This window comes from Reinekea sp. G2M2-21 (assembly GCF_015687175.1).
Lineage (GTDB): Bacteria > Pseudomonadota > Gammaproteobacteria > Pseudomonadales > Natronospirillaceae > Reinekea.
Genome location: NZ_JADPQG010000006.1, coordinates 150,058 through 174,183, shown reverse-complemented (window position 1 = coordinate 174,183; position 24,126 = coordinate 150,058). Strand labels below are relative to the sequence as shown.

The window sequence follows — 24,126 nt, the reverse complement described above, 5'->3', positions numbered from 1 at the left end:
GGTGCAAGACGTTATTGAATTTCCACACCTGATACATACCCCTAAATTATTTTCTTTTGCGCAAAAAAAAGCACCGGCATGGCCGGTGCAATTATCACTCATGGTTGAGCAGGTTTAATTATTTCGCAACCTTGTACAGGTCACGTGCAAACCAGTTTTGCTCAACGTTGTTTACAGGCCAGCCCTTCACAGAAGAATCCAGCATGAACACACCTGAGTAGTGATAGATTGGAATCACAGGCATGTCGTTCGCCAGGATCTGCTCGATCGCTGTGTAGTTCGCGCTTGGATCTGCCATCGTCTTAGCTTCTTCCATCAGACGATCCACTTCTGGGTTAGAGTACTTGCCGTCGTTGTAGCCAGATGTTGTACGCAACAGGTCAAGGAACGTAGACGCTTCGTTGTAGTCACCACACCATGCGCCACGGGCCAATTCAAAGTTCTGCTCGCCACGTTCGGTCAGGAAGGTTTTCCATTCCATGTTGTTCAGAGTCGCTTCAACCCCCAGTTTGGATTTCCACATCTGAGACATAACGGTCGCGATGGACTTGTGACCTTCAGACGTGTTGTACAACAAGTCAAACTTCAGAGGGTTCGATTTGCTGTAACCCGCTTCGGCCAACAACTCTTTTGCTTTCGCATCACGTTGGGCTTGTGTCATTTCACCAAATTCTACTTTTGGTACGGTGAAGCCAGCGGTTGCACCTGGAGTGAAGGTGTAGGCTTCTGGCTGTCCGCCTTGGAGAATCTGCTCAACGATGACTTTGCGGTCCAGTGAGTAAGCCAAGGCTTTACGGACACGTGCGTCTTTAAATGCTTCTGGACCAGATTCGCTCAGGTTGAATGTGTAGTAGTAGTTACACAGACGTGGGAACGAAATAGCTTCTTCAGGGAATTCTTTTTGCAGCGCATTGAACTGACCTGTTGGAACAGGACCCTTGTCCAGTTCGCCCGCTTTCCAGCGGATCAAGCCTTGGTTTTCGTCAGGGATGACGATCGCGACAACTTTTTCCAGAATGGTGTCTTTGTCATTCCAGTACATTTTGTTGCGAGTCAGTACAGTACGTTCGTTGACAACGTGTTCAGACAAGACGTAGGCACCGTTAGAAACCATGTTGCCAGGCTTCGTCCATTCAGCGCCGTGCTTTTCAATCGTCGCTTTATGTGTTGGATACGTAGTCGTGTGAACAACCATCATCGGGAAGTATGGCAGAGAATCGGTCAGCTCAACTTTCAAGGTGTAGTCGTCAACCGCTGTTACACCCAGCGTATCAACTTCGGCTTCGCCGGCAATGATTTCTGCACCGTTTTTGATGGACATGATTTCCATGAACCAAGCATAAGGTGACGCAGTTTCAGGGTTAACAGCACGCTTCCACGCGTAAACGAAGTCGCCAGCAGTAACAGGATCGCCATTGCTCCATTTAGCGTTCTTACGCAGGTGGAAAGTGTAAGTCATTTTGTCAGCAGAGGCTTCATAGCGTTCAGCAACCGCTGGGATCAGGTTACCGTCGGCGTCTTGCGCTAACAAACCTTCAAACAGGTTGCGTACATGTTCAGAACCAGAAACGTCTTCGACAATTTGTGGGTCAAATGAGCTGTGCTCATCCAGTGCCCAATATGTGAAGGTTTGGTCTTCAGCGAGTTTTTCGCCAGTGACCGGGTGGTTAGCAGCCCAGAGAGGTGAACTTACTAAAGCTGCAGAGACGATAGTTGCTGCCAGAGTTTTCTTAAAAGTCATTTTGTTATAATTCCTTTCAATTATTATTGTGATAAATATGCAAGGAGTTATTGCATAGCCTGCAAATAAAAAGCATTACCCTGCTGTTGTCAAAGGTGTTTTTCATTTGAAACGCTTGTTCTTATGTCAAACAATGCGGACAGACGTTAAAAAAGTTATAGAAATTAATGACTTAGAGCAACGTTTTTTTGATTTAATTTTTCAGCCATCCATCTCTGCACAAACACTCTGTTCCGTCATTTAGATCGTCATAATGAAATCGTACAAATGAGCTGCACATAAACGGTTCAGTTTTTTTAAACCTGTTTTGCTTTGGTGCATCTTGTTGCACGTTAATAGGTTTCAGAAAACTGATCATCCGCAGTCGTACCTCGTGCCTGCAAAATGGTGTCATCAAGCGACTCGTACTAGTGTCCTGAGTCAGAAGTTCGCATGAATTCAGCGTGTCATTCAAGTTCTATAGCTAGGCGTGTCTCGCAGTTAATGGTTGTTCCATTGGCAAGAGACAGAACAACGCTAGAGAGCTTGAATGACGCGCCCGAAGGGAGCTCATGGAAAACACTATTACGGCGTTGCTCTTCTTAAAAAGATCTTGATATTCTCTACGAAGAGCGCCTTGTACTAGCGCTTTCCATGAGCTCTGAAACGATACGAACTTCAGACTCAGGACACGAGGAATGCGTAGTCAGTCAAACACCCCATATCAATGTGCATCTTTGATAACAGGCAATGGTTAGCATGATCCATGCCGCCAGGGGTAGTTATGTCAGGATTTTTAGGGGTAAACGAGTATTTGCCTGATTAGGGCAGTCAATTCCTTGACCGTACCGTTATTTGTCGCAAAAGATAGCTAAATATCGTCAAAAAAATATCTGAAATGCCCATTTTTGTGTCGAAAAGACCGAGTGTGACGCAGTTACTCACTGTGTTGGACAATCCACTGATAAAATTGTGATCTCTTAAACAGAATTATTACGGTAGTTGTATGCCGAAAATTAAATTAAGTGATGACGATTTCCGATCTCTGTGCCGGGTCATCTTTCATCGTGCGCTTCAGGATGTAAATGCTGTTATGCGCCCGCATCGGCAACTAAAGGAGCCTGGTCATGTCAGTATGGCTTCTTTTGAAGACTATATTGCAGACCACCATCCATTGATTCGTTATGCGGCGTCCATCGAGATGCTGGCCATGGTTCTGTATAAAAAAGCCGTCGACGATATTGCGTTTCAAGCCGACATTCTCGGCTTTTTGTTGCGTGAAATACCTATTAAGGCACAACGCGACAGTTGTCAGTACGCCATTGAACATTTCAGAAAACAAGACACTTCCAGCCGGCAGGACTCCTCGGCGAGCTAAGCTGCGTTATTCGGGAACTAACGTTTCGCAGCAGTAGTGCGTTTGATTATCCTGACTGACTATATTGGCTAGCGCCGGTAACACGGTCTGCATCGTTTTCATGAGTGTCCAGGGTGGGTTAATAACCAACATCCCGGAAGAGGTCATGCCCAGACCAGGGCTGTCAGCTTGGGTGCCCAATTCAAACAGGTCAATATTCCGAATACCGGAGTGCTTAAAGTGCCGGTGGATGTCGTCTATGCGGCGGCGATCCACCACGGGATACCACAGCGCAAATATTGCTGTCGGCATTCGTTTATGGGCCATCTTGATTGCGCTTACTACGCGACGGTAATCTTCTTTCACTTCATAAGAGGGGTCTATCAAGACCAATGCTCTGCGCGATTGCGTTGGCAACAGCGCAGATAACGCCTGGAATCCATCCTGTTGCCTTACCTTAATGGCGCGTTGCCCTGCAAATTGAGCCTCCAAGCGCTGAAAATCACTGGAATGCAACTCATGTAACCAGGCTTTGTCGTAAGAACGCATCAGACTGGATGCGATTACCGGTGAGCCGGGGTAGAGCTTTAGTTGTCCTGTTTTGTTGAATTGATCAACCACGGACAGCAACGGCTCCAATTCAGCCACTGTGTGCTTGGATTGGGGCCGGAAGTGGCCGATCCCGTTTTTGTATTCCATCGTCTTTTTGGCAGCGGAGTCATCCAGTCGATACATACCAGCACCGGCGTGTGTGTCGATATAGTCATATGGTTTTTCTTTCTGCGCCAGATAATTCAGGATTTCAACCTGAACAAAGTGTTTAAGCAAGTCGGCAAAATTGCCGGCATGAAAGCCGTGTCTGTAACTGAGCAAAGGCGGATCCTCTGGAAATGGCGTGTGCAGTATAACGATTGCCCGGCAGAATTCATCCGTTCTGATATGTCGTGCGTAACAATGAATCACGTTCGCTGCAAACATTGCTGTTTGGCAAAAGCAGACTATAACAGTAACTCAAGTTTTAATGTCGACCGAAAGGTTATCTGAATAAGGACGATCGGAGCACTCCATGTCCACCGAACAATCGAATTATACGACGTACAAAGAGACGGATGTACGCAACCAGTGTCACGCCAAGCCAGCTCCGCCACCTTGTATGGCAAACGTGATTTACTACGCCGATGCGGCAGCCGCTCAGCGCAGCAGAAAGGATTCCGATCCGAGTATTGAAGACGAAGAATGGGTCTTTACAGACTGACATTCTTCAGAGTTTCGTTAGATCAGCCGGGCACTGGATGCTGAAGTGGGCACCGCCATTATCCGTTTCTAACAGACGGATACGGCCATGTAACGATTGAGTGACCCATTGATGAACGCTGAATAGACCCACGCCGGACGTAATAGACATTCGGCTACTGTTATTGGCAAAGGGCAAAAACAGACTGTCCCGAACATCCGGTGGAATGCCAGAACCGTTATCTGAATATGACAGGGTAAGCGAGTTGCCGCTCTTGTCGGCGCTGATGCAAATACGCGAGTCGACCATGATCGTCTGAAAGCCATGTTTGTAGCTGTTATCAATCAGTTGCACCAAACAGCTTTCAATGGCGATTCGGGGCAGGGTAACGACAAGGGACTCATTGATATCTATTTCGAACGTGGCCGGTTGCACTGCGCTACTGTTGTGACGTTGTAAGGTCACAATGTCGCAAACGACTTCTTTGAGCGAAAAGGTATCTGGCACATCGTCCGTGCGGATGGTGGAAATGGATTTGATTCGTTCGATCAGGTAAATGATGCGTCGAACGTTATTTTTCAACAAGGGTTCGTATTCATCGTCGTGCGCCAGATCCGGACTGTCTAACAGGGTAATGAGGTTGCCCAGCGGGGTGTTGAATTCGTGTGCCAGGCTCTGGATCAACGCGACCATCATATTGTGCTTTTCGCTCTCCAGGACATAAGCCTGAGTTTCTTTTAATTCGCGGATCACGTTGTTCAACGTCTGGTTCGAGATTTCTAGCGATTGTTTCTGCTTCACTTTATCGGTCATATCGGCCAGCGTAATGACAAAGGTATCCAGTTTTTCCTGAGTGATTAATCGACGGTATTGAATGTCGATATAGCGTTGATTGTGTTCCCAGAGAAAGACTTCATCTACGTTCAGTTGATCGGCAAACGGCAGCACTTTAATACGAGCTCCCGGTTCCTTGATGGAAATGTTCAACAGATTCAGGGCTTGAGGGTTCCATTCAATAATTCGCTCCTGATGGTCCAGAATCAAAATGCCAATCGGTAACTGAGCCAGTACAGGCAGTTGAGGCACTGTTTGAAACTCAAACGCATGTTGCCGAAATAGTCCGTAAACAATCGCCAGATTACCGACGGTGAAGGTGAATGGTGTTAGGTCGTTTAAACCAAATATTGAATATCCCAGTATGCTCGGGATGGCCATAACTAACGGGAACAGAATACCAAACATCACCGCGATAATCTGAACCCGAAAATGATGTTTCATTTGCCATTGGGCTGATATCAAAATCACAATACTGCTGATCATCAACATAAACGTCCAGAACACCGTCAGGTACAACAGCGGACCAAACTCATAACGCAACAGATTGTTTTCTAAGGTCAGGTCATAACTGACCCGGATCAGGTTGAGCTGTGTGTCAAAGGGGATCAGTAGCACGGTGATTACCGGTAAGGGCAACGTCACCCAGGGGTTACCCATTCCTTGAAACAGTGGTTTTCCGGCCAGCGAGCGACTCATCCACAACCAACAGGGGCTGATTAGCAAGTAGGGCAGGAATTGAACGTTGTCCCAGAAAAGTGCCGTTTGTACATTGTTTGTTTCAATTTCCAGAAGAAAACCACTTTCCCAGAGAAACTGACAGGCGAGTACCGCAATAAAGTAGCGGCTGGCCTGAAGTTGCCGTCGCGGCCACATCAACACCAGGCAGACGACATTGACGAGCAATGCAGCAATAAGGATCGGTTCGAGCATGAGGCTATTTAATAATCATTTGCATTCACTGTAGGTGGCCACCTGGTAAATCGCAACGTTGAGATTAAAGGCGCGCTCCAACGCCGATTGGGTATCTCCGGTTTCTGGAAATCACACCATCCTCGGGTCTATTATGAGGGAACTCCGGGGTTCTGGCTGAGCTCAGCCATTTTTTAACAAAACAAGCGGGAGGCGTATTTGAATACCAATAAGGTTGCTTTGCGGTTATATCAGCCGGACGATTGGCCTGCGGTGAATCGACTGAGCGTTGGACGATCTCAGCAGAAATATGTGGCGACGATCGATGAATTGTTCCGCAAACCGCGGGTCCATTGGCGATATCATGTGATTGAGTCCAATCCCGGCATTGTTGGATTTTTTTGTCTCGATCTGCGCTATTGGGTGGAATACGACTTCGCCCGCCATGGTGAGTTTGGCATTCGATCGTTCTTTATCGATAGGCATCATCAGGGTCATGGCTATGCCCGTGCTGCAGTTAAACAGTTGTCCGGTTTCATCGCGGCTCACTACCCCGAATGCCATTCAGTGTGCCTGACCGTTAACTGTCAGAACCACTCGGCCTATCGGTGTTATGAAACCGGTGGCTTTCAGGATACCGATATGCTGTATCTCGGAGGTAAAGTTGGCCCGCAACACATTATGCGTTTGAAAGTCTCGGGGTGAATGAGCCAAGTGATGAAGCTTGGCTATTTGAATAGCTGACAGATTCATCAGGGTCGTCTAATTTAAATCATGTCCGTTTCGGTGTTTTACAAAGCTGAACGGTGACCAAAACAGGATGCATTGATTCAGACGTTTTTTGCTGTTGTAACCTTTTCTGGAGTCAGAGCTTGCAGATAAAAAAAATGTTTGCCGCGTTGATGATGTTAGGCTCCGTTTTTGCCTCTGAATGGCCATTGACCATCTATTCGGAACAATACCCTCCATTCAATTATGTCGATGAAAACGGACAGGCGCGCGGTGCGGCTTACGATTTATTGATTCTGATTTTAGACGATTTACAGCGTCCCGATTTGAGTCGGGCTATTCAGTTTGTGCCCTGGGCCCGGGGCTACAGAGAAGCGCAAGTTAGTCCTAATACGCTGTTATTTACCATGGTGCGTAATGAAAGTCGGGAAAAAATGTTCCAGTGGGTAGGGCCAGTTTTTGAAACGTCTCATGCGTTGATCGGCAGTCGGGCATTTGCAGCCACCTTGCCATCGCCATTAAGTCTGATTGATTTAACAGCCTATTCTGTGGGTGTGGTTAAAAACGATATTGGTGAGTTATTGATTGAACAATCCAATGTGCGATTTGCCCGTATCGAATCCGTGAGTTTTCCAGTACAAGCAGCCAAAATGCTGGAGCAAGAACGTATTGAATTATGGAGTTATGGTTTTGATGCGGCGCGCTTCATTATGTCTGAAGGTGGCGTGGATCCCGATGATTTTCAGATGATCTATCGCATGAAAGATAACAGTGCGCTTTATTACGCTTTCAGTTTACAGACGCCGCGAGACATCGTGTTGTCTTTCCAGGACGCGCTGGAGCGTATGAAAATACCAGACCCCAAAACAGACTTAAGTCCGTTAGAAAGCATCAAACTTAAATACAAATTGGCCGATTTTCTGAATGAACAGTAGCTTGCCAGAATCAACACGGTGGGGCACCGGTTGGTGCCCCACTTTTCATAGATGACTCAGTTCTGTTTCCAGACCCGTACGCCACCTTCATTAACGACCAATGAAAAACTGCCCGATGTAACTTGATTTGGATTGCTCAGGTTGGAGTCAATCGCAAATACGACTTTTTTACTGACGCCGGAAGTGACGCCGGTTAAGCCGGAGAAGTTATTCTTAAAGGACACACCGGACCAGGCGCGAATATCCGCCTGCTTGCGAATGGTGATCAGGTTTTTAATGTAGTTGCGCAGACCCCAGTCATACATATGTGGCCAGTAAACCGTTGGTGTGCCTGGTGACATCAGAATGTAGGCGTAAGCTTTTTTACGCTTGCTGTCGTCCAATGGCCAATGGTGTTGACCGCCCAACGGGCCTGGTGAATATCCGGTATCGTGGTTGTCCACAAAGGTTACTGCGACTTCGCGCCACTGAACGCTCGGGTTGCCATTCAAGCCATACTGCCATGAACGCACGCTGCTGTTCTGCATCCGTTCTTTTAATGCGAAATCAAAGACCGAACAATTGGATTGGTCGGAGAAGTCTTTCGTGATGTCTTGCCAGCTGGCCGTGTGGCGCCAGTCCCAAGAAGGGTATTCGCTAGGTCCTTTCCATAATTCGCCAACGCAATAACCTGAGTTGTGAGTGTCATTCATCCAGGCGTTAATGCGTGCTGGATCGTAACCTCGAACAAAATCGAACCGGAAACCACCGGCGGAATAATTGTTCTTCAGGTTGGACATTTCGTTTTTAAACAAATTGTATATATCCGGATTCGCGGTATTGAAATCGGAATCGCCACTCATGAACGGATCGCCGTCATCACAAGAACCGCAATCTGTTCGGTATTTACCCTGGCCGTTGGCAAAGTCCATCGCATCGCCCTGATGACCGCGATTGTGATGATTGGGCACCATATCATAGATAACTTTGACACCTTTTGATTTCAGAGTACTGGCGGCTTGTTTCAATTGCCAGTCGCTGCCATATCGGCTGTTTTTGTTGAAGTCAGTCCAGAAGTAACCTTCGCCGCCAAATTGAGTACTGCTACTGGCGTTCCAGGAGGACTGGTCGCGCCATGGTGGTGGCATCCAAATAGATGTGAAACCGTCAGATGCAATCATCTGTGCGTTGTCTTTCAGTATGTTGTACCAATTATTTTCGGCCGTGCGGACGACATTCCAATGAAAGCCTTGCAGAATAATTTCATCTCCGCCGTGAAAACGAACGCCTGCTCCGCTTTTTCCCGAGATATCGGCTGATGCTAACGGACCATAAAGGACACTTGCGGCCAGCAGTACGCTGGATGCAATTAATGTTTTTTTCACTGTAATTCTCCATTTTTGTATTTATTGAGTAACAGCAAACTTCGTGGGCTTGTGTACCCATTGCTTAACGCTATCTTAAGTCACCGCGTTGGTTATGAAATCCTCTTCTGCGGGGGATATGAGGGAGGAAAACGATCAGGGGCTGAAAGTTGACCTTTAGGTTGGTGTCACTGTTTTTTCCACCCAATACTGCTTCGACTTTTTCTGCAAGCAGACCCCAGAACTGTCGGACTAGGTGTTATCGCTCTAGCATGGCCAGTTCTACTGGCAAGTCATTACAGCGCCTCAGTTTCCTGATAGTTCAGTGACTGGGCAATCCTGCGACCCTCCGCTCGGTTGCTTACCCCCAGCTTTTGATAAATGTGTTTGATGTGCGAACGAACGGTGGACACTGCAATATTCAGCGTGGAGGCGATGGCCTCGTTACTGAGACCCTGACCTATCATTTGCAGCACCTGCCATTCTTTCGCTGTCAACGCCAGCGTGCTTACGGCTTCGGGAATGGCTTCTTGTAAACGCGATTGGGAAGCTCGGCGTTTGGTTAATTCCAGAATGCGCAACAGATGCCGCTTGATGCCAGGTTCCAATGTTGCTGACTTATAGAGCTCAGCGTAAATACCAATAACACACGGCGGCATTTCTGTGAAACTTGACACGGCGCGCATGGGTTCGGCCAGTGCCAGTGCGTGTTGTAATGCGTGTTCAGCCTTGATTTGTTGCCCCATCGCAATATATGCCCAACTTCTGAGCAGATTGCAGCGCAGCTCACAAAACTGATAACCGTTTTCGTTAGCAATGGTTGAAATGTGTTGTAAAACACCGAGTGCTGGTTGCCAATAACCCACACTTAACATGGCAAAGGCAATGTTTAAGGCGCGCTTCTGATGGAAATGATTTTGAATGTCTGCGTCTATAGTCTGTTGACTGAGCCAGTTACGTATCGCTGGTTTGTTATCCTGCTTTTGCCAGAACAGAAGCTGTACTTGCATGGCCATTGAGATCCAATCGCTGTGACAGATCGTGTCTTTCATGATGCGGGAGTTCTGCTCCAACAGCCCTTGGGCCTGATCGAACTGTTCTTGATGAATGGCGACGTGCGCCTGGATCGCGTAAATCGGTAACTGGCAGTGCGGTTCAAGCGTGCGAATAACCTTTAAACCCGACTCGCAGTGCTGTAGGGCTTCATGCAATTGCAGCCATTCCAGACACAGTTCAGCGCGTCTGCGGTGCACGAATTCCATTACCGGAATCTGCGACAGGAAGTGCTCACCGGCGACCTGAAATAAAATCGTTTGATGCTGATATGATTCTACAAATTCGCCTTGATAAAACAGAATATCGGCTTGCTGAGCCATTGCCCATAACAGCGCTTGAATAGAGCGAACCTTGCGCGCTACCTTCTCTGCTTTTTGAAACGCCATCAGGGCCTTGTTGAGTTGACCCTGGCAGACCAAGACTTCACCACTCACCGATAACGCCACTGCCGTAGCATTGCTTTGCGGGTTGACGGCATGATTGAGTGCCTGGTCAGCGTAATGTTGTGCCGAGTCAATATCTTCGACGGCAGCGCTCATCTGTGCTTTCAGTGCATAGATTTCAGCACTGACTTGTCGCCATTTGAGGTCTTCGGGTTGAGATGGAATCAGTTGCTCGACCTGACTCAAGGCTAGTTGCAGGGCGTCGGCGTCCGCCTGAGTAGTGGATACCCACGCTTTCAGCAACGCCAGCTTGTAGTGTTCTGCGATTAGTTTTGCGGGCAAACGGGCCAGGCTTCGTTCAATTAACGCGATGTGGCCCTGTTCAAAAAGTGTCCAGCCGTGGCTTTCTAGTGTACTGACGATGAGTGATTCATCGTGGCACTGCAGGACATGGTGCAACGCCTCTTGCAGGTTATCGTTATTCAGCCACCACTGATAGGCGTACCGATGCAGAGCCTCGATGTGTGGATGAGAGTGTTTTAGCTGACACTGATGGCGCAGAAAATCGACAAAGAAAGGATGGTAGCGATACCACTGATTGGCATCGTCCAGCGGCGTGATGAACAATCCCAGTTTTTCCAGCGTTTGGATCAGATGAAAGCTGTCTGGCCGGTTGGTCACTGCCGTGGCCAGTTCCGCGTTAAAACGGTCGACCACGCTCGACTTCAGCATGAATTCCTGTAATGACTCCGACTGTTTGGAGAGAATTTCTTCGGCCAGATAATCCAGTACATGCGCATGAGTCCCGTTAAATTGACTGAGGAACTGCGTAATAGAATCCGCCGTGGGAGCTGACAATGCAATAATCTGTAAGCCAGCGGGCCAGCCATTCAGTCTGTGCAGAACATCGTGTACCAGTGTGTTTGGTTGTGGTAACTCTACCCGATCGGCCAGAAACTGGTGCGCTTCTTCGTGGCTGAATTTCAATTCGTCAGCACTGATTTCCTGCACGGCACCGCTTAACCGGAGTTTGGCAATGCTGATGGAGGGATCATTCCTGGTTAGCAGGAAGATATGCAGATGCCAGGGTTGATGCTGTAACAGCAAGCTGATGGCATCGTGGATTTTTTGCAGATAGATGACATGATAGTTGTCGAAAATCAGAAAAATCTGTTGCTCCAGTTTATCGAGCGCGCTGCACAACTTGCCAACCAGCCACACAAGGTCGTAGAGGTGCATAACATCAGTAATGCGTTCTAAATCGGCGTCCAACTCTGGTAATTGTTTCCGTAAAGTTGTCAGTAAATAGTGTGCAAATAAGGTGGGATCGTTGTCGAGTTCATCTAGTGAATACCAAGCCATTCGGCTGGCCTGACGACGAGCCCAGTAAGCCATGAGTGTCGTTTTGCCAAATCCAGCTGGTGCGCGCAACACACCCAGCTGAATGCTGGTCATCTGATCCAGAGTGACTTCTAGTCTGGGTCTGGACAGCGTATTCGGATCCAGACGCGGCAAATACATTTTGCTGGGAATCAGCGGCCGCGCATCGGGCAATTCGTATCGGGACAAGGTCAGTACTCCAGATCGCTATTAAGCATGGTTGAAAAAAAATGACTCATGCCTATGCGCTTTATTATTTTTTGTGGAGGGTAAGTTTACCCTCCCCCTGGGTGATGCAAAAGGGGGAGTTGACGGGGGAGGGAAAGGTGAAAATAGGTTGATTAGCGATTGCGGTTTAATAACCGGATGAATTGCTCAACTTCCTCTTCGGTTGTCCGGAAGGAGGTGACGAGTCTAACCACATCACTGGTGTCATCGAGTTCAAAGTCCTCGGGTAAAAAGGTGCGTGGCCATTCATAAAAAACCGCTCCTTGCGCGCGTAAAGCTGAGATGGTTTCTTTAGGCATGACGACAAAAAGCTCGTTGCCTTTTACCGGCCAGGCCACTGTGCAGCAATCATGTTGACGCAAGGCTTCGGTCAATTTTGCGGCCATTCTGTTGGCGTGGCTGGCCAGTGCCAACCAATGATTATTTTGCAGCCAGCCGACAAACTGAGCACCAAGCCAGCGGCTTTTGGATATCAGATGTCCGGATCGTTTGCGTTGCGCGACAAAGTTTTTAGCCAGTGATTTGTTAAAAAACACAACCGCCTCAGCAGATAGCGCCCCATTTTTTGTTGCACCAAGACACAACACATCCACGCCCGCTTTCCAGGTCAGGTCGGCCGGGCTGCATTGCAACGCCACCAGTGCATTGGCAAAACGCGCGCCGTCCATATGAACGGTAAGGCCGTGGTTGTGTGCAATTTGACATAGCTCAATGACTTCGTCGACGCTGTATACCTGACCGGACTCATTAAGTTGCGTCAGGCTCAGAACACTTGGAATGGCATTGTGAGGAGGGTGGGCAGCCCCTTGCGCGAGATAACGCTGTAAGGAGTCTGCTGATAATTTAGCGAGTCGGGTGTCCAGTCCGACCAGCCGGGCGCCACCGGTAAAGAATTCTGGCGCGGTCAGTTCGTCATTGATAATGTGTGCCTGACCGTGGCAAACAACGCTGTCCCACGGTGCCGACATGCACGCTAATGCCAGTGAATTCGCTGCGGTGCCGGTGCTGACCAGAAAGACCTCCGCGTCACATTCAAATAGATTTTGTATGTCGGCGATGGCTTTCTTGCTCCACTCGTCGTCGCCATAGGCGGCGGTGACACCCTGGTTTGCCTGTTGTAAAACCGAAAAAACCTGTTCCGATGCGCCGGTTTGATTGTCGCTGCCAAAATACATCTGTTTATCCTGATTTTCTGAAAGCCGAAACGGTACCACTGCTCGCGGTAATCTGACAACGGTGGCTATCAGCCCCTAGTTCTTGACCAGGCTATCCAGTGCTATCTGTGCAAGTGCGGCGTCTTCTTCCTCGCTGAGACCACTGATGCCAATGGCACCGACAACGTTGTTGTCCTTCAGGATTGGCAGGCCACCTTGAATACCGGTGAAGCGGGCATCTGTCCAGTAGCCCATGTCTTTGCCGGTCGCTTGCGCCCATGCCGCAAGATTCGCCGTCGGTTGCCGATCTCTGGCCGAGGTGTAGGCCTTATTCTGGGCCAATATTCCAGCGTGATAAGCCGTGTTGTCCATTCGGGCGAATGCCAGCAGCTCGCCGTGGTCATCGACAACGGCTACCGCGATTGACTGACCATGTTGGGACGCCAAGGCGATGCTGTTATGAATCAGTTGTTGGGCGTAATCGAGGGTCAATGTTGTCATAATGCTGTCCACTTTAAATTGATGCCGGATTATTTCGTGGAAGCCAGAGCGTAACAAGTGGATTTCGAACCAGAGTCCGAACAAAGGGACGATCCTTCATTTATTCGCTAAACTGTTTCTGAAGTCAGTGTGAGGTCTGAAACTGAGACGAAAACCGTTTTTTCTGAGGGTACATGAATTCCTATCGGAAGCATTTTGTTATTCCATTCTTTTTTTTCATGGCGTTGATCATTGCAATGGTAGGGCTGCAGGTCTCTTGGATACCCTACCGGCAACTGTTGCTGGTGTTACCCTGGCCACTGTTTTTGATAACTGCTGTTGCCGCACTGTACCTGTTGCAGTTTGGATTTTTCTATACCGCCGCATTATACGCCGCTGTTTTGGGTGTGATTCAGTGGCACTTACAAAGCACACTGGCCGATCCTATAACCTGCGCCGTATTTGCTGTAGTGAATATTCTGTTTCCACTTATCATGATGGTCGTTGTTTTGGTGAATCAGTCAAGACTATTGTCTTGGCCGGGTTTGACCGTCTTGACTCTTATGGCCAGTTTGCTCTGCCTACCGTTTCTGTTCTGGCCACTGGACACGGCGGCGTTATTGGCACTCATTCCTGAGGTATTGTGGCAGCCGGTTGTACCGGGTTGGCAAATGCCGTTGGGATTGCTGGTCAGCTATCTGCCGGTATTGATATTTTTGTGTTTGCTTTACGCTCTTAACCCGACGGCTCTGACGGCACATTGGCTGACCGGATTACTGGCGGTGTTTGCGACCTTTACTTTTTTTTCCACGCCTTTCATCAGCGCGTTGGCGTTTTCCGTGTTGGGGATGTTGTTATTGATCTCATTGATTCAGGAAGCTTTCCTGCTGGCATTTGTCGATGAGTTAACCTCCATTCCAGGGCGCAAGGCACTGCAAAAGCAGATGCAGGGGTTAGGCCGGCGTTACAGCATAGCCATGCTGGATGTGGATCATTTCAAATCATTTAACGACACTCATGGACATGATGTGGGTGATCAGGTGTTACGAATGGTTGCCACGAAAATTGCACAGGTAAGTGGTGGTGGAAAAGCATATCGGTACGGTGGAGAGGAGTTCACTATCTTGTTTCCCGGAAAGACTTCCCAGCAAACAATGGACGCACTGGAGCAAGTGCGTTTGGCGGTGGCTGCATATCAGTTGCAGCTGCGAGAACCCTCAAGGCCGCAAGATAATAAGTCGGGTAAAAAACAGCGGCAGGGAGTTAAGCGGAGAAGTGTCAGCGTGACGATCAGTATCGGCGTCGCTCAGGTATCAAGCCAGGTAAGTGAACCGGAGCAAGTGATCAAACTGGCCGATAAAGCATTGTATGCGGCCAAACAGGCTGGTCGCAATTGTGTTAAACGAGCCAAACAGTAAGATTCCTGACGAGAGTCTGGAGCGGAACACCTTAGGTGAGCAATAAAGTACCGATTCCCAAAAACGCCACAAAGCCAACGATATCGGTGACGGTGGTCAACACCACGGAACCCGACAGTGCCGGGTCCAGTTTGAGCTTATCGAGAATGATGGGAATCAGTACGCCAGAAAAAGCCGCGGCGACAATATTCATTAAAATCGCCAGCGATATGACGAAGCCAATGAGGGCACTGCCAAACCAGAAGGACACTACAACACCGACCACGATGGCCCAGATGATGCCATTCAACCCGCCAACACTCATTTCTTTTTTCAATAACGCTTTACGGTTACCGCCGGTGACCTGACCGAGTGCCAGACCCCGGATAATCAGTGTCAGGGTTTGACTGCCCGCAATGCCGCCCATGCTTGCGACGACCGGCATCAGCACCGCTAATGCCACGACTTCCTGTAAAGTGGCTTCAAACAAACCGATAAACCAGGCTGCTGCGAACGCCGTTACCAGGTTAATGCCCAGCCAGAATGCGCGATTTTTTGCGCTTGTGACAACCGGGGAGAATAAGTCTTCGTCCTCATCCATACCAGCGCTGGCCATAATTTGACCTTCGTAATATTCATTGACGATTTCACTGGCGGTTCCGACGTCCATCCGGCCGAGTAGAGTGTTGTTTTCATCGACCATCGGTAATGCGGCGTAACCACTTTTCTGGACTTTCAATGCCGCGTCGAAGGCGTTCTCGCTGGCACTTACAGTGGGAAATTCTTCTTCGCCGATGTCCGTCAACGGAACGTGATCCGGTGAGCCAAAGATTGCGCCGATTTTCACGCCTTCAAAAAAATGACCGGTTCGATTGATCAGATAAACCGCATCAACATACTCCGGTAACTCCCGGCGCAATAGTCGCAATGCGTCGCGAACCTTAGCATTCTGAGGCAAGGTGAGCTGATGGTGATCCACCCAGTGACCGGCCAGGTTGTCGGCGTATTGCTGTGCGTCTTCATAATATTTCCGTTGCTTGGTATCCATCGCCTGCAGGGCGCGGTCTACCAGACGCGAGGGCAACGATTCGGTTAATTCGACCAGATCTTCTGCGTCCAGATCCTGAAACAACATGTCCAACTCATCGAGCGACATAGCGTCGAGCAGACTTTCACGCGGGTCGCCGCGCATCGCCACCAGAATGTCAATGCGATTCTCAGCTGCCACCTGTGACCAGGTCGCCAGTCGCTGTTCCAACGGAAGTGATTCCAGCAACAGGGCCAGGTCATCAAATTCCCGTTGAATAATCATTTTCCCGATGAGGACATCCTGTTGTGTTTTAGCATCCACAACTTCTTCGATCAGGTTGGACAGTTCTTCGGCCAAAAATCAGTCTCCAGTTGGTCAGGTATGTTCGTTGCAGAGTCGGTTTACACAGATTACGCAAGTGTACCGAATGTCAGTTCGCTTGTCTGTGGACTGCTTCCGCTCTACAGCCGGCTCAGCCAGCTTTTTAAGGTTTGTTCCAGAACGTCTTTGCGTAATGGTTTGCTGATGTAGTCATCCATCCCCACTTCAAGACATCGATCGCGGTCACCCTTCATGGCATTTGCGGTCATGGCAATTATTGGGATATTCAGATAGCGGTCTCCCGCTTCACCGATACGAATCTTGCGCGTTGCTTCAAAACCATCGAGTACAGGCATCTGACAATCCATCAGAATCAGGTCGAAACTTTCTTCGGTTTTGGTCAGTAAATCGAGCGCGACTTGACCATCTTGTGCGACGGTCGCGGTTAACCCCAAGGTGTTGATGTATTTTTTGGATATCATCTGGTTAACCGGATTGTCCTCGACCAGCAATACTCGATACGCTTTACTGAATGACTGCTCTCGGCGCAGACTCCGGACATAGTGTTGAGTAACCAACGGACTGGCTTCCGACAGCGCTTTGCCATCGTCAAACAAAACGCTTAAGGCGTCAATGATGTCAGTGACAGTAGCAGGTTTCGGAAAATAACCGGCGTATCCTAGGTCGGCGAAGTACTGTGCGTCACCCCGTTGGCTGATGGACGTCATCAACACCAGTTTCATGTGTTTGCAGTGCGGCATTTGACTGACCCGTTTACCAAATGCTGCACCGTCCATTTCCGGCATGTTCATGTCGACAATGGCTGCGTTGAATCGATCCGGATATTGTGACAATAGGGCCAGTGCATCGTTAGCACTGGCGCAGCTCTCAGCTTCAATTCCCCATTTTTCCAGCTGTTTTTCCAGTACTTTGCAGTTAGTGGCGTTATCGTCCACTAATAGAACGCGTTTGTCTTTGGTGTTGAGTGGTGGTAATACTGGTGAAGAGCGATCGCTTGGACGCAATTGAATATGAAAGCCAAACGTACTGCCGCGACTGGCTTCGCTGTTTACCCAAACATGGCCATGCATGGCTTCACAAAGTTGTTTAACGATGGCCAGACCCAATCCGGTACCTTGTTGCGCGCGTTTGTGTGAGCCGTCGACTTGGGTAAACGGGTCGAATAGATGAGCTTGTTTTTCATGCGGAATACCAATGCCGGTATCCGTGATCGTCATGTCGAGCCACAACTGATCTTCACTGAATTCATTCAGTTTTGCATGAATGACGATCTCTCCACGTGCGGTGAACTTGATTGCATTACCCACCAGATTGGTCATGATCTGGCGCAACCGACCTGGATCGCCTTTCACATAAACCTGATTTATTTCACTGGAGTCCAGCACCAATTCCAGATTCTTACTGTGTGCCTGGTGTGCCATAGAGTCGACAAAGCCGTCCAACATATCGCTGAGATTAAAGTCGATTTCATCCAGGGTCAGTTTACCGGCTTCGACCTTGGAGAAGTCGAGTATGTCGTTGATGATGGTCAATAATGATTCGGCGCTGTCCTGGGCGATGCTGACGTAATTTTTCTGTTGTTCGTTGAGGCTGGACTCATTCAGTATGTCTAACATTCCGATAACACCGTTCATGGGTGTGCGGATTTCGTGGCTCATGCTGGCCAGAAACGACGACTTAATCTGGGCGGATTCTTCGGCTTTTTGTTTGGCTTCTAATAGCAGTTGTGCTGTCATCTGTTGCTCGGTGACATCCTTAAGTATGCCGAGATAGTAGTGTTTCTGTGTTTCGGTATTCAGCTTGACGGAACTGAGCGATATTTCCAAATGGAACGTACTGCCGTTACTGCGTTTGCGTTCCAGAACCTCAACGATGGACTTACCGGTTGAGGTCGCTTCGATAATCCGGGACAGTGCTTTTTGGTCGGTATGCTGTGAGGAAAAAATGGACAGCGTACTGCCTATGATTTTTTCATGGGTGATACCGATGAAATTCTCAGCACCTCGGTTGGCGTAAATGATTTTCGAGTACTCGTGGATCACTTCCAGAATAATGATGCCGCTGTCGGCTTCATCGATGGCCGCTTCTTTCAACTTGATTTCGGCTTCCAGCTCATTGGATTTGGTGGTATCCATGCCTACGAAGGTAATCCCTGTGACTTCACCAAAGTCGTTGAACTGTCTATGTCGTGTCCATCGAACGGAAAAATATCTCTGTGTCGTGTGCGGATTCTGGCTGAGATAGTGTTTTTCTACGGGTGTAAATGGGTGTTCTATGTCCAGTATTTCTTCAGGTTGCTGGCCGAAAAAAATGGTTTGAATTAGGTTTTCTGGTTCGAATGACGTATTGGTGAGAAATGTGTCAAATGCCCGGTTAGACAAAATCATCTTGCCATTCAGATCAAACACCACTAACAGGTCATTCAGTGAATTCATCATGGCTGAGACACGTTCGGTGGATAGATTCGATTCGCTGAGGCTAGTCAACAGGGAATCAAACTCCTGACGCAGTTTTTTTAACTCGATCGCATCGGAGTCGAGAGACTGAAGTTCGCGCAGATTTTCATTCTTCCTAACTGTTGTCAGAGAGTTTAGAAAGCGTTCAATGGTTTCTGCACTTAATTTGCCCGCGGCGCGGGCGCTGAGCAGACTGCTGATGATAATGAACGATACAGGTAAGAGCGCAAACAAAAATAGCCTGAGAAACTCACTTAAAAACAAGCCTCTGGACTCAATACCAATGAAGGCAAAGTCATCTTTGGTTGCCTCATACCCTACCCGCCATTGACTCTGATTTTCTAATGCCAGTGTTTCATAGAGTGGCAGTTTCGCGGTGTCGGTTGAATAGATGACCTGCTGATCTGTTGTAGTAACCACTACGACTGAATCTTCAAAATTGAACTGCAGTAAAGAGTCCAGACTCGGAAAAGAGGTGATGAGGGCACCGATGACCCGATCGGAGTCGATGACCGGTATTACCAGCTCAATGGGGGCAGAGCCTTTGCTTTGGAAGCTAACTTGGCGAACGAAGACCGGGTTAAACCAGGGCTCCGTGGCTAAAGTGATGGTGGTGTCGTTTTCATGGCTGATATTGGACGCTATTACCTCGCCCGACAGAGTCACCAACCGGATGGTGGCTTTGCGCAGCGAGTCGGAACTCATCGAAGCCAGGTAGTTTCGCAGCAGATATTTGGTCAGGGCAGAGGGCTCTGTTAGTGCCTGGAGCGTGAACCTGTTGGAGGCAATGACGTTGAGTTGCCGGATCTGTTTTTCCATGACCTCGGTATATTGATCCAGAACCTTGGTCACCCGCTGTGTATGCCGGTTTTCGATATCGTTATTAACAATGAGAATGATGCCAATGAACAGCAATAACGCGGATCCGAACGCCAGGGACACGAGCGTCGGTAAAGTTTGGCTCAAAATGACTTTCCCGATGCTTCGATTTTGCGGCACAACTTACCCCGGTAAACATGAAAGACGGCATTATTGAGTGATAACCTGAATCGCTGTTAGTTTAGCAGGTGTCTTGTAAAATGCCTTAAATTCAACTGTTTACCGAGTGTTGGTATCGGTCAGATTGGCCAGTATAGATCGGATAGTGGCCAGCGCGCCTAGTGAGGAGTAGCGGGGCACCGAAGCTTTCATCGCTTCATGGGCTTGCTGTGCATCAGGGTGATGAAAACGGGAAGGATCGGTGTGTTCTTCTTCGATTAACCACAGGTTTTTGGCTTGAGCGGCCAGCTTTAGATTCTCATCATTCATGATCCCAATCGGGAATTCGGTCAGCAGTGTAATATCGGCACTGTGAACCAAGTACTTGGCGCGTTCAACATCCTGTGAGGTAATCGCGGAGAAGGCGGCGACCTTAATATGTTCAATGCCGGTAACCTGCCAGAATTCGGTATCTGAATCCTGTTCGTGGCCGATACCGGCTGTCACCTTAACGCCCATTTGTAGCAGTGTTCGGACCAGTGCAACAGTGCTACCTGCGCCACCGATAAGGTGCACGGTGAAATTGTGGTGCAGCTGTCTTTCCAGCAGGGGCAACACGGTGACGGTGCCGGAAACCGGATTGTGACTGACCATAACCTGTTCAGCGTACAGCTGGTTCATCCGTGCCTGCGTAATGACATCCTCTGCGCGACCGCTGGCCAAAACTTCACCGCGATCCAGCAGGATCAAACGATCGCAGAAAGCCGCGGCAATATTCAGATTGTGAATGGCAACCAACGCTGCGGATCCCAATCGACAATGATGCCTGAGCAAGTTCATGAGTTGCGTTTCATGGCCAATATCCAGTGCCGCTGTGGGTTCGTCCAACAACATCAAGGGCGTGTTTTGCATTAATATCCGGGCAAAATGCACCAGCTGGGTTTCCCCGCCCGATAATTCGTCTAACTTACGGTGCAACAAAGGTTGTAAGTCCAGTTGTTCAACGATGGCCTGTAACCGCTCCTGTACCGTTTGGCCGCTGTCGTGGGTGCGATGCTGCCAATGATAAGCGCCCAGGCAAATAGTGTGCTCTACGGTAAACGCGAAGGCTGCCTGCTGTTGTTGAGCAAGATAGCTGATGTGAGCAGCCCGCTGACTATGGGACAACTGTGCCAGCGGACTGCCTTGAACCGTTATCGTTCCGCGGTTTAAAGCATGAATACCCACGAGGCATTTGAGCAGCGTGCTCTTACCCGCACCGTTTGGGCCGATAATGCCAACTAGTTCGCCGGGCTTTATCGAGAGGTTAATGTCGTTCAGTAAAATGCGAGAAGCGCGTTTGAAACCTAGCGAGGTCGCGCTCAATAAGGGCTGTGTCATAGCTGCCCTCGTTGTTGAATGCGTGCAATCAGAAATATGAAGTAACTGCCACCGATCAGCGCGGTAATGATGCCAACCTTGATTTCATGTGGCGCAACGATCGTTCGGCCAATCAGGTCTGCCAGCATCACAAACGTCGCACCAATGATGGCGCTGACAGGCATTAACCGGCGATGATCCGGACCGACAAATAGACGGACCAGGTGCGGAATCATGAGTCCGATAAATCCGATCGGACCGGAAATGGAAATAGCGAGTGCGGTGAGCAGGGCACTGCCGAGCAAGGTGAATTTTTGTGCTCGGGGTACATCCAGACCCATACCATGTGCGTTTTCTTCTCCAAGTGCTATTAGATTAAGTGCCTGAGCCTGTCGCCATAACAGCAAGCCTACCAGGACGATGGCTGGGGCGGGCCACAATACGTGTGCCCACAGTCGACCTTCGAGACCGCCCATGGTCCAGAAAACATATTGCGAAACTTCGTATTGTTTGGCCATCAAAAGGGTCGCTGAAATGGCCCCTGTCAGTAAACTGGATAAGGCTAGACCGGATAAAATCACAAAAAGCAGTTGTTGCATCATGGCTTTGCGCAGAGCCAGAAAATACACCAGCGCCGCTGTCAAGGCGGCACCCATAATGGCACTGGCGGGAATAACTAACGGATGGCGCATGGACCAGCCGGCCGTAATGGCGATGACAGCCCCCAAACTGCTACCTGCGCTGATGCCGAGAATATCGGGGCTGGCCAATGGGTTCCGGAACAGCCCTTGGCTGGCGACCCCCGCTGTTGCCAGTGCGGCACCTGCCAAAATAGCGGCGAATGCGCGGGGTAGTCGAATATGCAATAAAATGGCTGTGGTCTTTGGATACAGGCTTTGAGCTTGCTCCAACTCTCCTTGGATGGCCAGGTTTAACACCGCCACAACGTCGTTGACGGGTAATTTGATGGCACCCAAGGCGAGCGATAGTACAAAGGTTATCCCCATTAGCGTGAGCAGGCATAACCCTAGTATGCGCGAGTTGATGGCGCGGGCATTCATAAGGTTTTTATTCAACAGCGTCCGCGACCGACTCAACAACATAGCCGATAGTGTCAATAATGTACTGACTGTAAGTGCCGCGCAGGTTTTCCGGGATTTGATAGACACGGCCTTGTTTGATGGCGGTCACATTGCTCAGAGCGGGGTCATTGGCGACCTGTTGATAAAAACTGCTGGCGGCATCGCTTTCGCCGTAGATCCATCCGGGTAGAAAGAGAATGTCAGGATCGATTTCGACGATGAGTTCTTTTGACATAGGTACCTGACCATAGGCACCCTGTTCGTATTCTGCTGAGCCATTGATGATGCCTGCGTTGGTTAGTACTGCGTTCCAGGTGGTATCAACACCGCTGGCAGTCCCCCAGCTGTTGTAATCCAAAGCAACCCACTGCTGTTTTGCAATGATCGAAACCTTAGACTGGTATGATTCCAGTTGGCTGTGCATGTCGGCAACCAGTTGCTCTGCTTTCTCAGCCACATTGAGCAGCATCCCCAGTTTCAGGATTTCTGTCTCGATCCCTTCAAGTGTATTAGGGGTATTGACCAGATAAACCTGAATACCGGCTTGTTTAAGTTGCTCTACTTTACCGGCGTCGCTCCAGTTCGCAGCAAACACGATGTCCGGATAATTGCCGATAATTGCTTCTACGTTGAAATCCAGCAATGGTACGCCTGCAGGCAACTTTCCGGCAATATTGGAGTAATTATCATCGCTGGCGAAATTTGTCAGGCTGCTCAAACGACTGGTGTCGAGCATATTAAGCAGGATTTCATCCGTAAACAGGGTTTTGGATGAGATTGTTTTTGGAGCAGACGTTAGCGTTATTTTCTGACCCATTCCATCTTGAACAGTCAGTGGATATTGCGTTTGAGCGAAACAAAGGGTGGTTAAGGTCGCAGCGGCAAAAAAAGCAGCCGCCTTCAAAAAATGAGGCATCTGTGTCTCCTGTAAGACGCGTACAGTATAAAATTGTGTAGCTCACGTCTCCTGGCTAATAACATAAACTGTTAATTACAGTGGCGCGTCCGCTGCGGATTCTAACCGCATTCCGTATGAGCAGGCGCGAATTGGACAAGGAAAGGGTGGTTAAGTCAATGTATTTATGTCATTCCATTTTGGTCCAACAGCCCTGAGGAGATCCCCTGTGTTCAAATTTAATGGCGACGTTGATGAAATGAGTTATCCGTTCATTTACGAAACATCAAATCTGTGTGATTTCGAGATTTTAACTGATGAGTTGTGCACGCAGGTCGGTTTGGCTGGCAGTGCCTGCATCGAAAGGGATGCAGACTTGCAGCAAGTGTTGTTTGATATTCAACCTAAGATGTTTGATTTGAATGGCTCCATTCGTGGACGTTGCGCGATTGGTGACGTTGAATTGGTCGAGCTTAAGGACATTTATAGCCAGCTTAAGCAGTTGCTGGTGGCTGATGACCGGAAATTTGTCCTACCTCGTGGCGTCGGCGCGGTGGTGCCATTGCATTATTGCCGGAGCCTGAGCAAGAAAGTAACCAGACTATTGGTTCGGCTGGACCTAGAAGGAGTGTCGGTACCTCCAACTTTACCAAGATACACGAATGTGCTGACCAATCTGTTTTTTGTCATGACCCGTATCATCAACCAACGCTCCGCTGTTGAAGAACCCGAATACATCAGCTCAAATTACGGAAAAGCGCGCTTATCGCGTGTTGAAAACCCGTAGTCTCTGCATGGATTTATTTGCCGGCGGATATGATATTATGGCGCGCTAACTCGCC

At 48.9% G+C, this 24,126-nt stretch carries 18 protein-coding genes and 1 riboswitch; of the genes, 6 read left to right on the top strand and 12 right to left on the bottom strand.

Annotated features, from left to right (window positions below; all coding sequences use genetic code 11):
* Window positions 1-118: 118 nt before the first annotated feature.
* Entirely contained in the window at window positions 119-1,741 is a 1,623-nt protein-coding gene (locus tag IYN85_RS19765) for a peptide ABC transporter substrate-binding protein (protein ID WP_196160675.1), read from the bottom strand.
* A gap of 985 nt (window positions 1,742-2,726) precedes the next feature.
* Between IYN85_RS19765 and IYN85_RS19760 the strand changes: the two genes are divergently transcribed.
* Window positions 2,727-3,098, top strand: a complete 372-nt coding sequence (locus IYN85_RS19760) for a hypothetical protein (protein ID WP_196160674.1) — start codon at window positions 2,727-2,729, stop codon at window positions 3,096-3,098.
* Window positions 3,099-3,104: 6 nt separating this feature from the next.
* Here the strand turns inward: IYN85_RS19760 and IYN85_RS19755 are convergent, their stop codons facing one another.
* Window positions 3,105-3,950 (bottom strand): 23S rRNA (adenine(2030)-N(6))-methyltransferase RlmJ, encoded by an 846-nt coding sequence (locus IYN85_RS19755; protein ID WP_196160673.1) that lies wholly within the window; start codon window positions 3,948-3,950, stop codon window positions 3,105-3,107.
* Window positions 3,951-4,143: 193 nt separating this feature from the next.
* Between IYN85_RS19755 and IYN85_RS19750 the strand changes: the two genes are divergently transcribed.
* The gene (locus IYN85_RS19750) at window positions 4,144-4,332 is read left to right on the top strand and encodes a hypothetical protein (RefSeq protein ID WP_196160672.1); all 189 of its coding nucleotides are present in this window, start codon (window positions 4,144-4,146) and stop codon (window positions 4,330-4,332) included.
* A gap of 6 nt (window positions 4,333-4,338) precedes the next feature.
* Here the strand turns inward: IYN85_RS19750 and IYN85_RS19745 are convergent, their stop codons facing one another.
* Complete coding sequence (locus tag IYN85_RS19745) at window positions 4,339-6,078, bottom strand: histidine kinase N-terminal 7TM domain-containing protein (RefSeq protein ID WP_196160671.1); 1,740 nt, start codon at window positions 6,076-6,078, stop codon at window positions 4,339-4,341.
* Window positions 6,079-6,276: 198 nt separating this feature from the next.
* On the opposite strand from IYN85_RS19745, the gene IYN85_RS19740 reads away from it, so the two are divergent.
* Both IYN85_RS19740 and IYN85_RS19735 read left to right on the top strand, forming a co-directional pair.
* Window positions 6,277-6,762: a GNAT family N-acetyltransferase gene (locus IYN85_RS19740; RefSeq protein ID WP_196160670.1), complete on the top strand. Its 486-nt coding sequence runs from the start codon at window positions 6,277-6,279 to the stop codon at window positions 6,760-6,762.
* 167 nt (window positions 6,763-6,929) lie between these two features.
* On the top strand, window positions 6,930-7,721 hold the full coding sequence (locus tag IYN85_RS19735) for an ABC transporter substrate-binding protein (RefSeq protein WP_196160669.1): 792 nt from the start codon (window positions 6,930-6,932) through the stop codon (window positions 7,719-7,721).
* 56 nt (window positions 7,722-7,777) lie between these two features.
* On the opposite strand, the gene IYN85_RS19730 is transcribed toward IYN85_RS19735, so the two are convergent.
* The 4 genes from IYN85_RS19730 to IYN85_RS19715 all read right to left on the bottom strand — a co-directional run bounded on the left by IYN85_RS19730 (window position 7,778) and on the right by IYN85_RS19715 (window position 13,766).
* Window positions 7,778-9,085: a glucan 1,4-alpha-maltotetraohydrolase domain-containing protein gene (locus tag IYN85_RS19730; RefSeq protein WP_196160668.1), complete on the bottom strand. Its 1,308-nt coding sequence runs from the start codon at window positions 9,083-9,085 to the stop codon at window positions 7,778-7,780.
* Window positions 9,086-9,360: 275 nt separating this feature from the next.
* Window positions 9,361-12,072: an HTH-type transcriptional regulator MalT gene (gene malT / locus IYN85_RS19725; RefSeq protein WP_196160667.1), complete on the bottom strand. Its 2,712-nt coding sequence runs from the start codon at window positions 12,070-12,072 to the stop codon at window positions 9,361-9,363.
* Between the two features lie 152 nt (window positions 12,073-12,224).
* The gene (locus IYN85_RS19720) at window positions 12,225-13,286 is read right to left on the bottom strand and encodes a low specificity L-threonine aldolase (RefSeq protein WP_196160666.1); all 1,062 of its coding nucleotides are present in this window, start codon (window positions 13,284-13,286) and stop codon (window positions 12,225-12,227) included.
* Window positions 13,287-13,361: 75 nt separating this feature from the next.
* The gene (locus tag IYN85_RS19715; RefSeq protein WP_196160665.1) at window positions 13,362-13,766 is read right to left on the bottom strand and encodes a heme-binding protein; all 405 of its coding nucleotides are present in this window, start codon (window positions 13,764-13,766) and stop codon (window positions 13,362-13,364) included.
* Between the two features lie 173 nt (window positions 13,767-13,939).
* Here IYN85_RS19715 and IYN85_RS19710 point away from each other — a divergent pair, with 173 nt between their 5' ends.
* Window positions 13,940-15,163 (top strand): GGDEF domain-containing protein, encoded by a 1,224-nt coding sequence (locus IYN85_RS19710; RefSeq protein WP_196160664.1) that lies wholly within the window; start codon window positions 13,940-13,942, stop codon window positions 15,161-15,163.
* A 31-nt stretch (window positions 15,164-15,194) separates the two neighbouring features.
* Here IYN85_RS19710 and mgtE read toward each other — a convergent pair whose 3' ends face one another.
* From mgtE to IYN85_RS19685, 5 genes are all read right to left on the bottom strand, one after another.
* Window positions 15,195-16,529 carry a magnesium transporter gene (gene mgtE, locus IYN85_RS19705; RefSeq protein WP_196160663.1) on the bottom strand — a complete coding sequence of 445 codons (1,335 nt, stop codon included), beginning with the start codon at window positions 16,527-16,529 and terminating at the stop codon, window positions 15,195-15,197.
* A gap of 104 nt (window positions 16,530-16,633) precedes the next feature.
* Window positions 16,634-19,936 (bottom strand): response regulator, encoded by a 3,303-nt coding sequence (locus tag IYN85_RS19700; protein ID WP_196160662.1) that lies wholly within the window; start codon window positions 19,934-19,936, stop codon window positions 16,634-16,636.
* 132 nt (window positions 19,937-20,068) lie between these two features.
* Window positions 20,069-21,328, bottom strand: a complete 1,260-nt coding sequence (locus IYN85_RS19695; protein ID WP_196160661.1) for an ABC transporter ATP-binding protein — start codon at window positions 21,326-21,328, stop codon at window positions 20,069-20,071.
* Window positions 21,325-22,383: an iron ABC transporter permease gene (locus IYN85_RS19690; RefSeq protein WP_230390875.1), complete on the bottom strand. Its 1,059-nt coding sequence runs from the start codon at window positions 22,381-22,383 to the stop codon at window positions 21,325-21,327. The genes IYN85_RS19695 and IYN85_RS19690 overlap by 4 nt, the downstream gene beginning before the upstream one ends.
* Complete coding sequence (locus IYN85_RS19685) at window positions 22,376-23,305, bottom strand: ABC transporter substrate-binding protein (protein ID WP_196160660.1); 930 nt, start codon at window positions 23,303-23,305, stop codon at window positions 22,376-22,378. Before IYN85_RS19685 ends, IYN85_RS19690 begins: the two co-directional genes overlap by 8 nt.
* 23 nt (window positions 23,306-23,328) lie before the next feature.
* A riboswitch (cobalamin riboswitch) is annotated at window positions 23,329-23,463 on the bottom strand.
* Between the two features lie 50 nt (window positions 23,464-23,513).
* Here IYN85_RS19685 and IYN85_RS19680 point away from each other — a divergent pair.
* On the top strand, window positions 23,514-24,071 hold the full coding sequence (locus IYN85_RS19680) for an ATP:cob(I)alamin adenosyltransferase (RefSeq protein WP_370592232.1): 558 nt from the start codon (window positions 23,514-23,516) through the stop codon (window positions 24,069-24,071).
* Window positions 24,072-24,126: the final 55 nt, after the last annotated feature.

Excerpts from the sequence above, each read along its gene's own strand:
- IYN85_RS19765 (WP_196160675.1), bottom strand. The coding sequence starts at position 1,741 with ATGACTTTTAAGAAAACTCTGGCAGCAACTATCGTCTCTGCAGCTTTA.
- IYN85_RS19760 (WP_196160674.1), top strand. The coding sequence starts at position 2,727 with ATGCCGAAAATTAAATTAAGTGATGACGATTTCCGATCTCTGTGCCGG.
- IYN85_RS19750 (WP_196160672.1), top strand. The coding sequence starts at position 4,144 with ATGTCCACCGAACAATCGAATTATACGACGTACAAAGAGACGGATGTA.
- IYN85_RS19745 (WP_196160671.1), bottom strand. The coding sequence starts at position 6,078 with ATGCTCGAACCGATCCTTATTGCTGCATTGCTCGTCAATGTCGTCTGC.
- IYN85_RS19720 (WP_196160666.1), bottom strand. The coding sequence starts at position 13,286 with ATGTATTTTGGCAGCGACAATCAAACCGGCGCATCGGAACAGGTTTTT.
- IYN85_RS19715 (WP_196160665.1), bottom strand. The coding sequence starts at position 13,766 with ATGACAACATTGACCCTCGATTACGCCCAACAACTGATTCATAACAGC.
- IYN85_RS19710 (WP_196160664.1), top strand. The coding sequence starts at position 13,940 with ATGAATTCCTATCGGAAGCATTTTGTTATTCCATTCTTTTTTTTCATG.
- IYN85_RS19695 (WP_196160661.1), bottom strand. The coding sequence starts at position 21,328 with ATGACACAGCCCTTATTGAGCGCGACCTCGCTAGGTTTCAAACGCGCT.
- IYN85_RS19685 (WP_196160660.1), bottom strand. The coding sequence starts at position 23,305 with ATGCCTCATTTTTTGAAGGCGGCTGCTTTTTTTGCCGCTGCGACCTTA.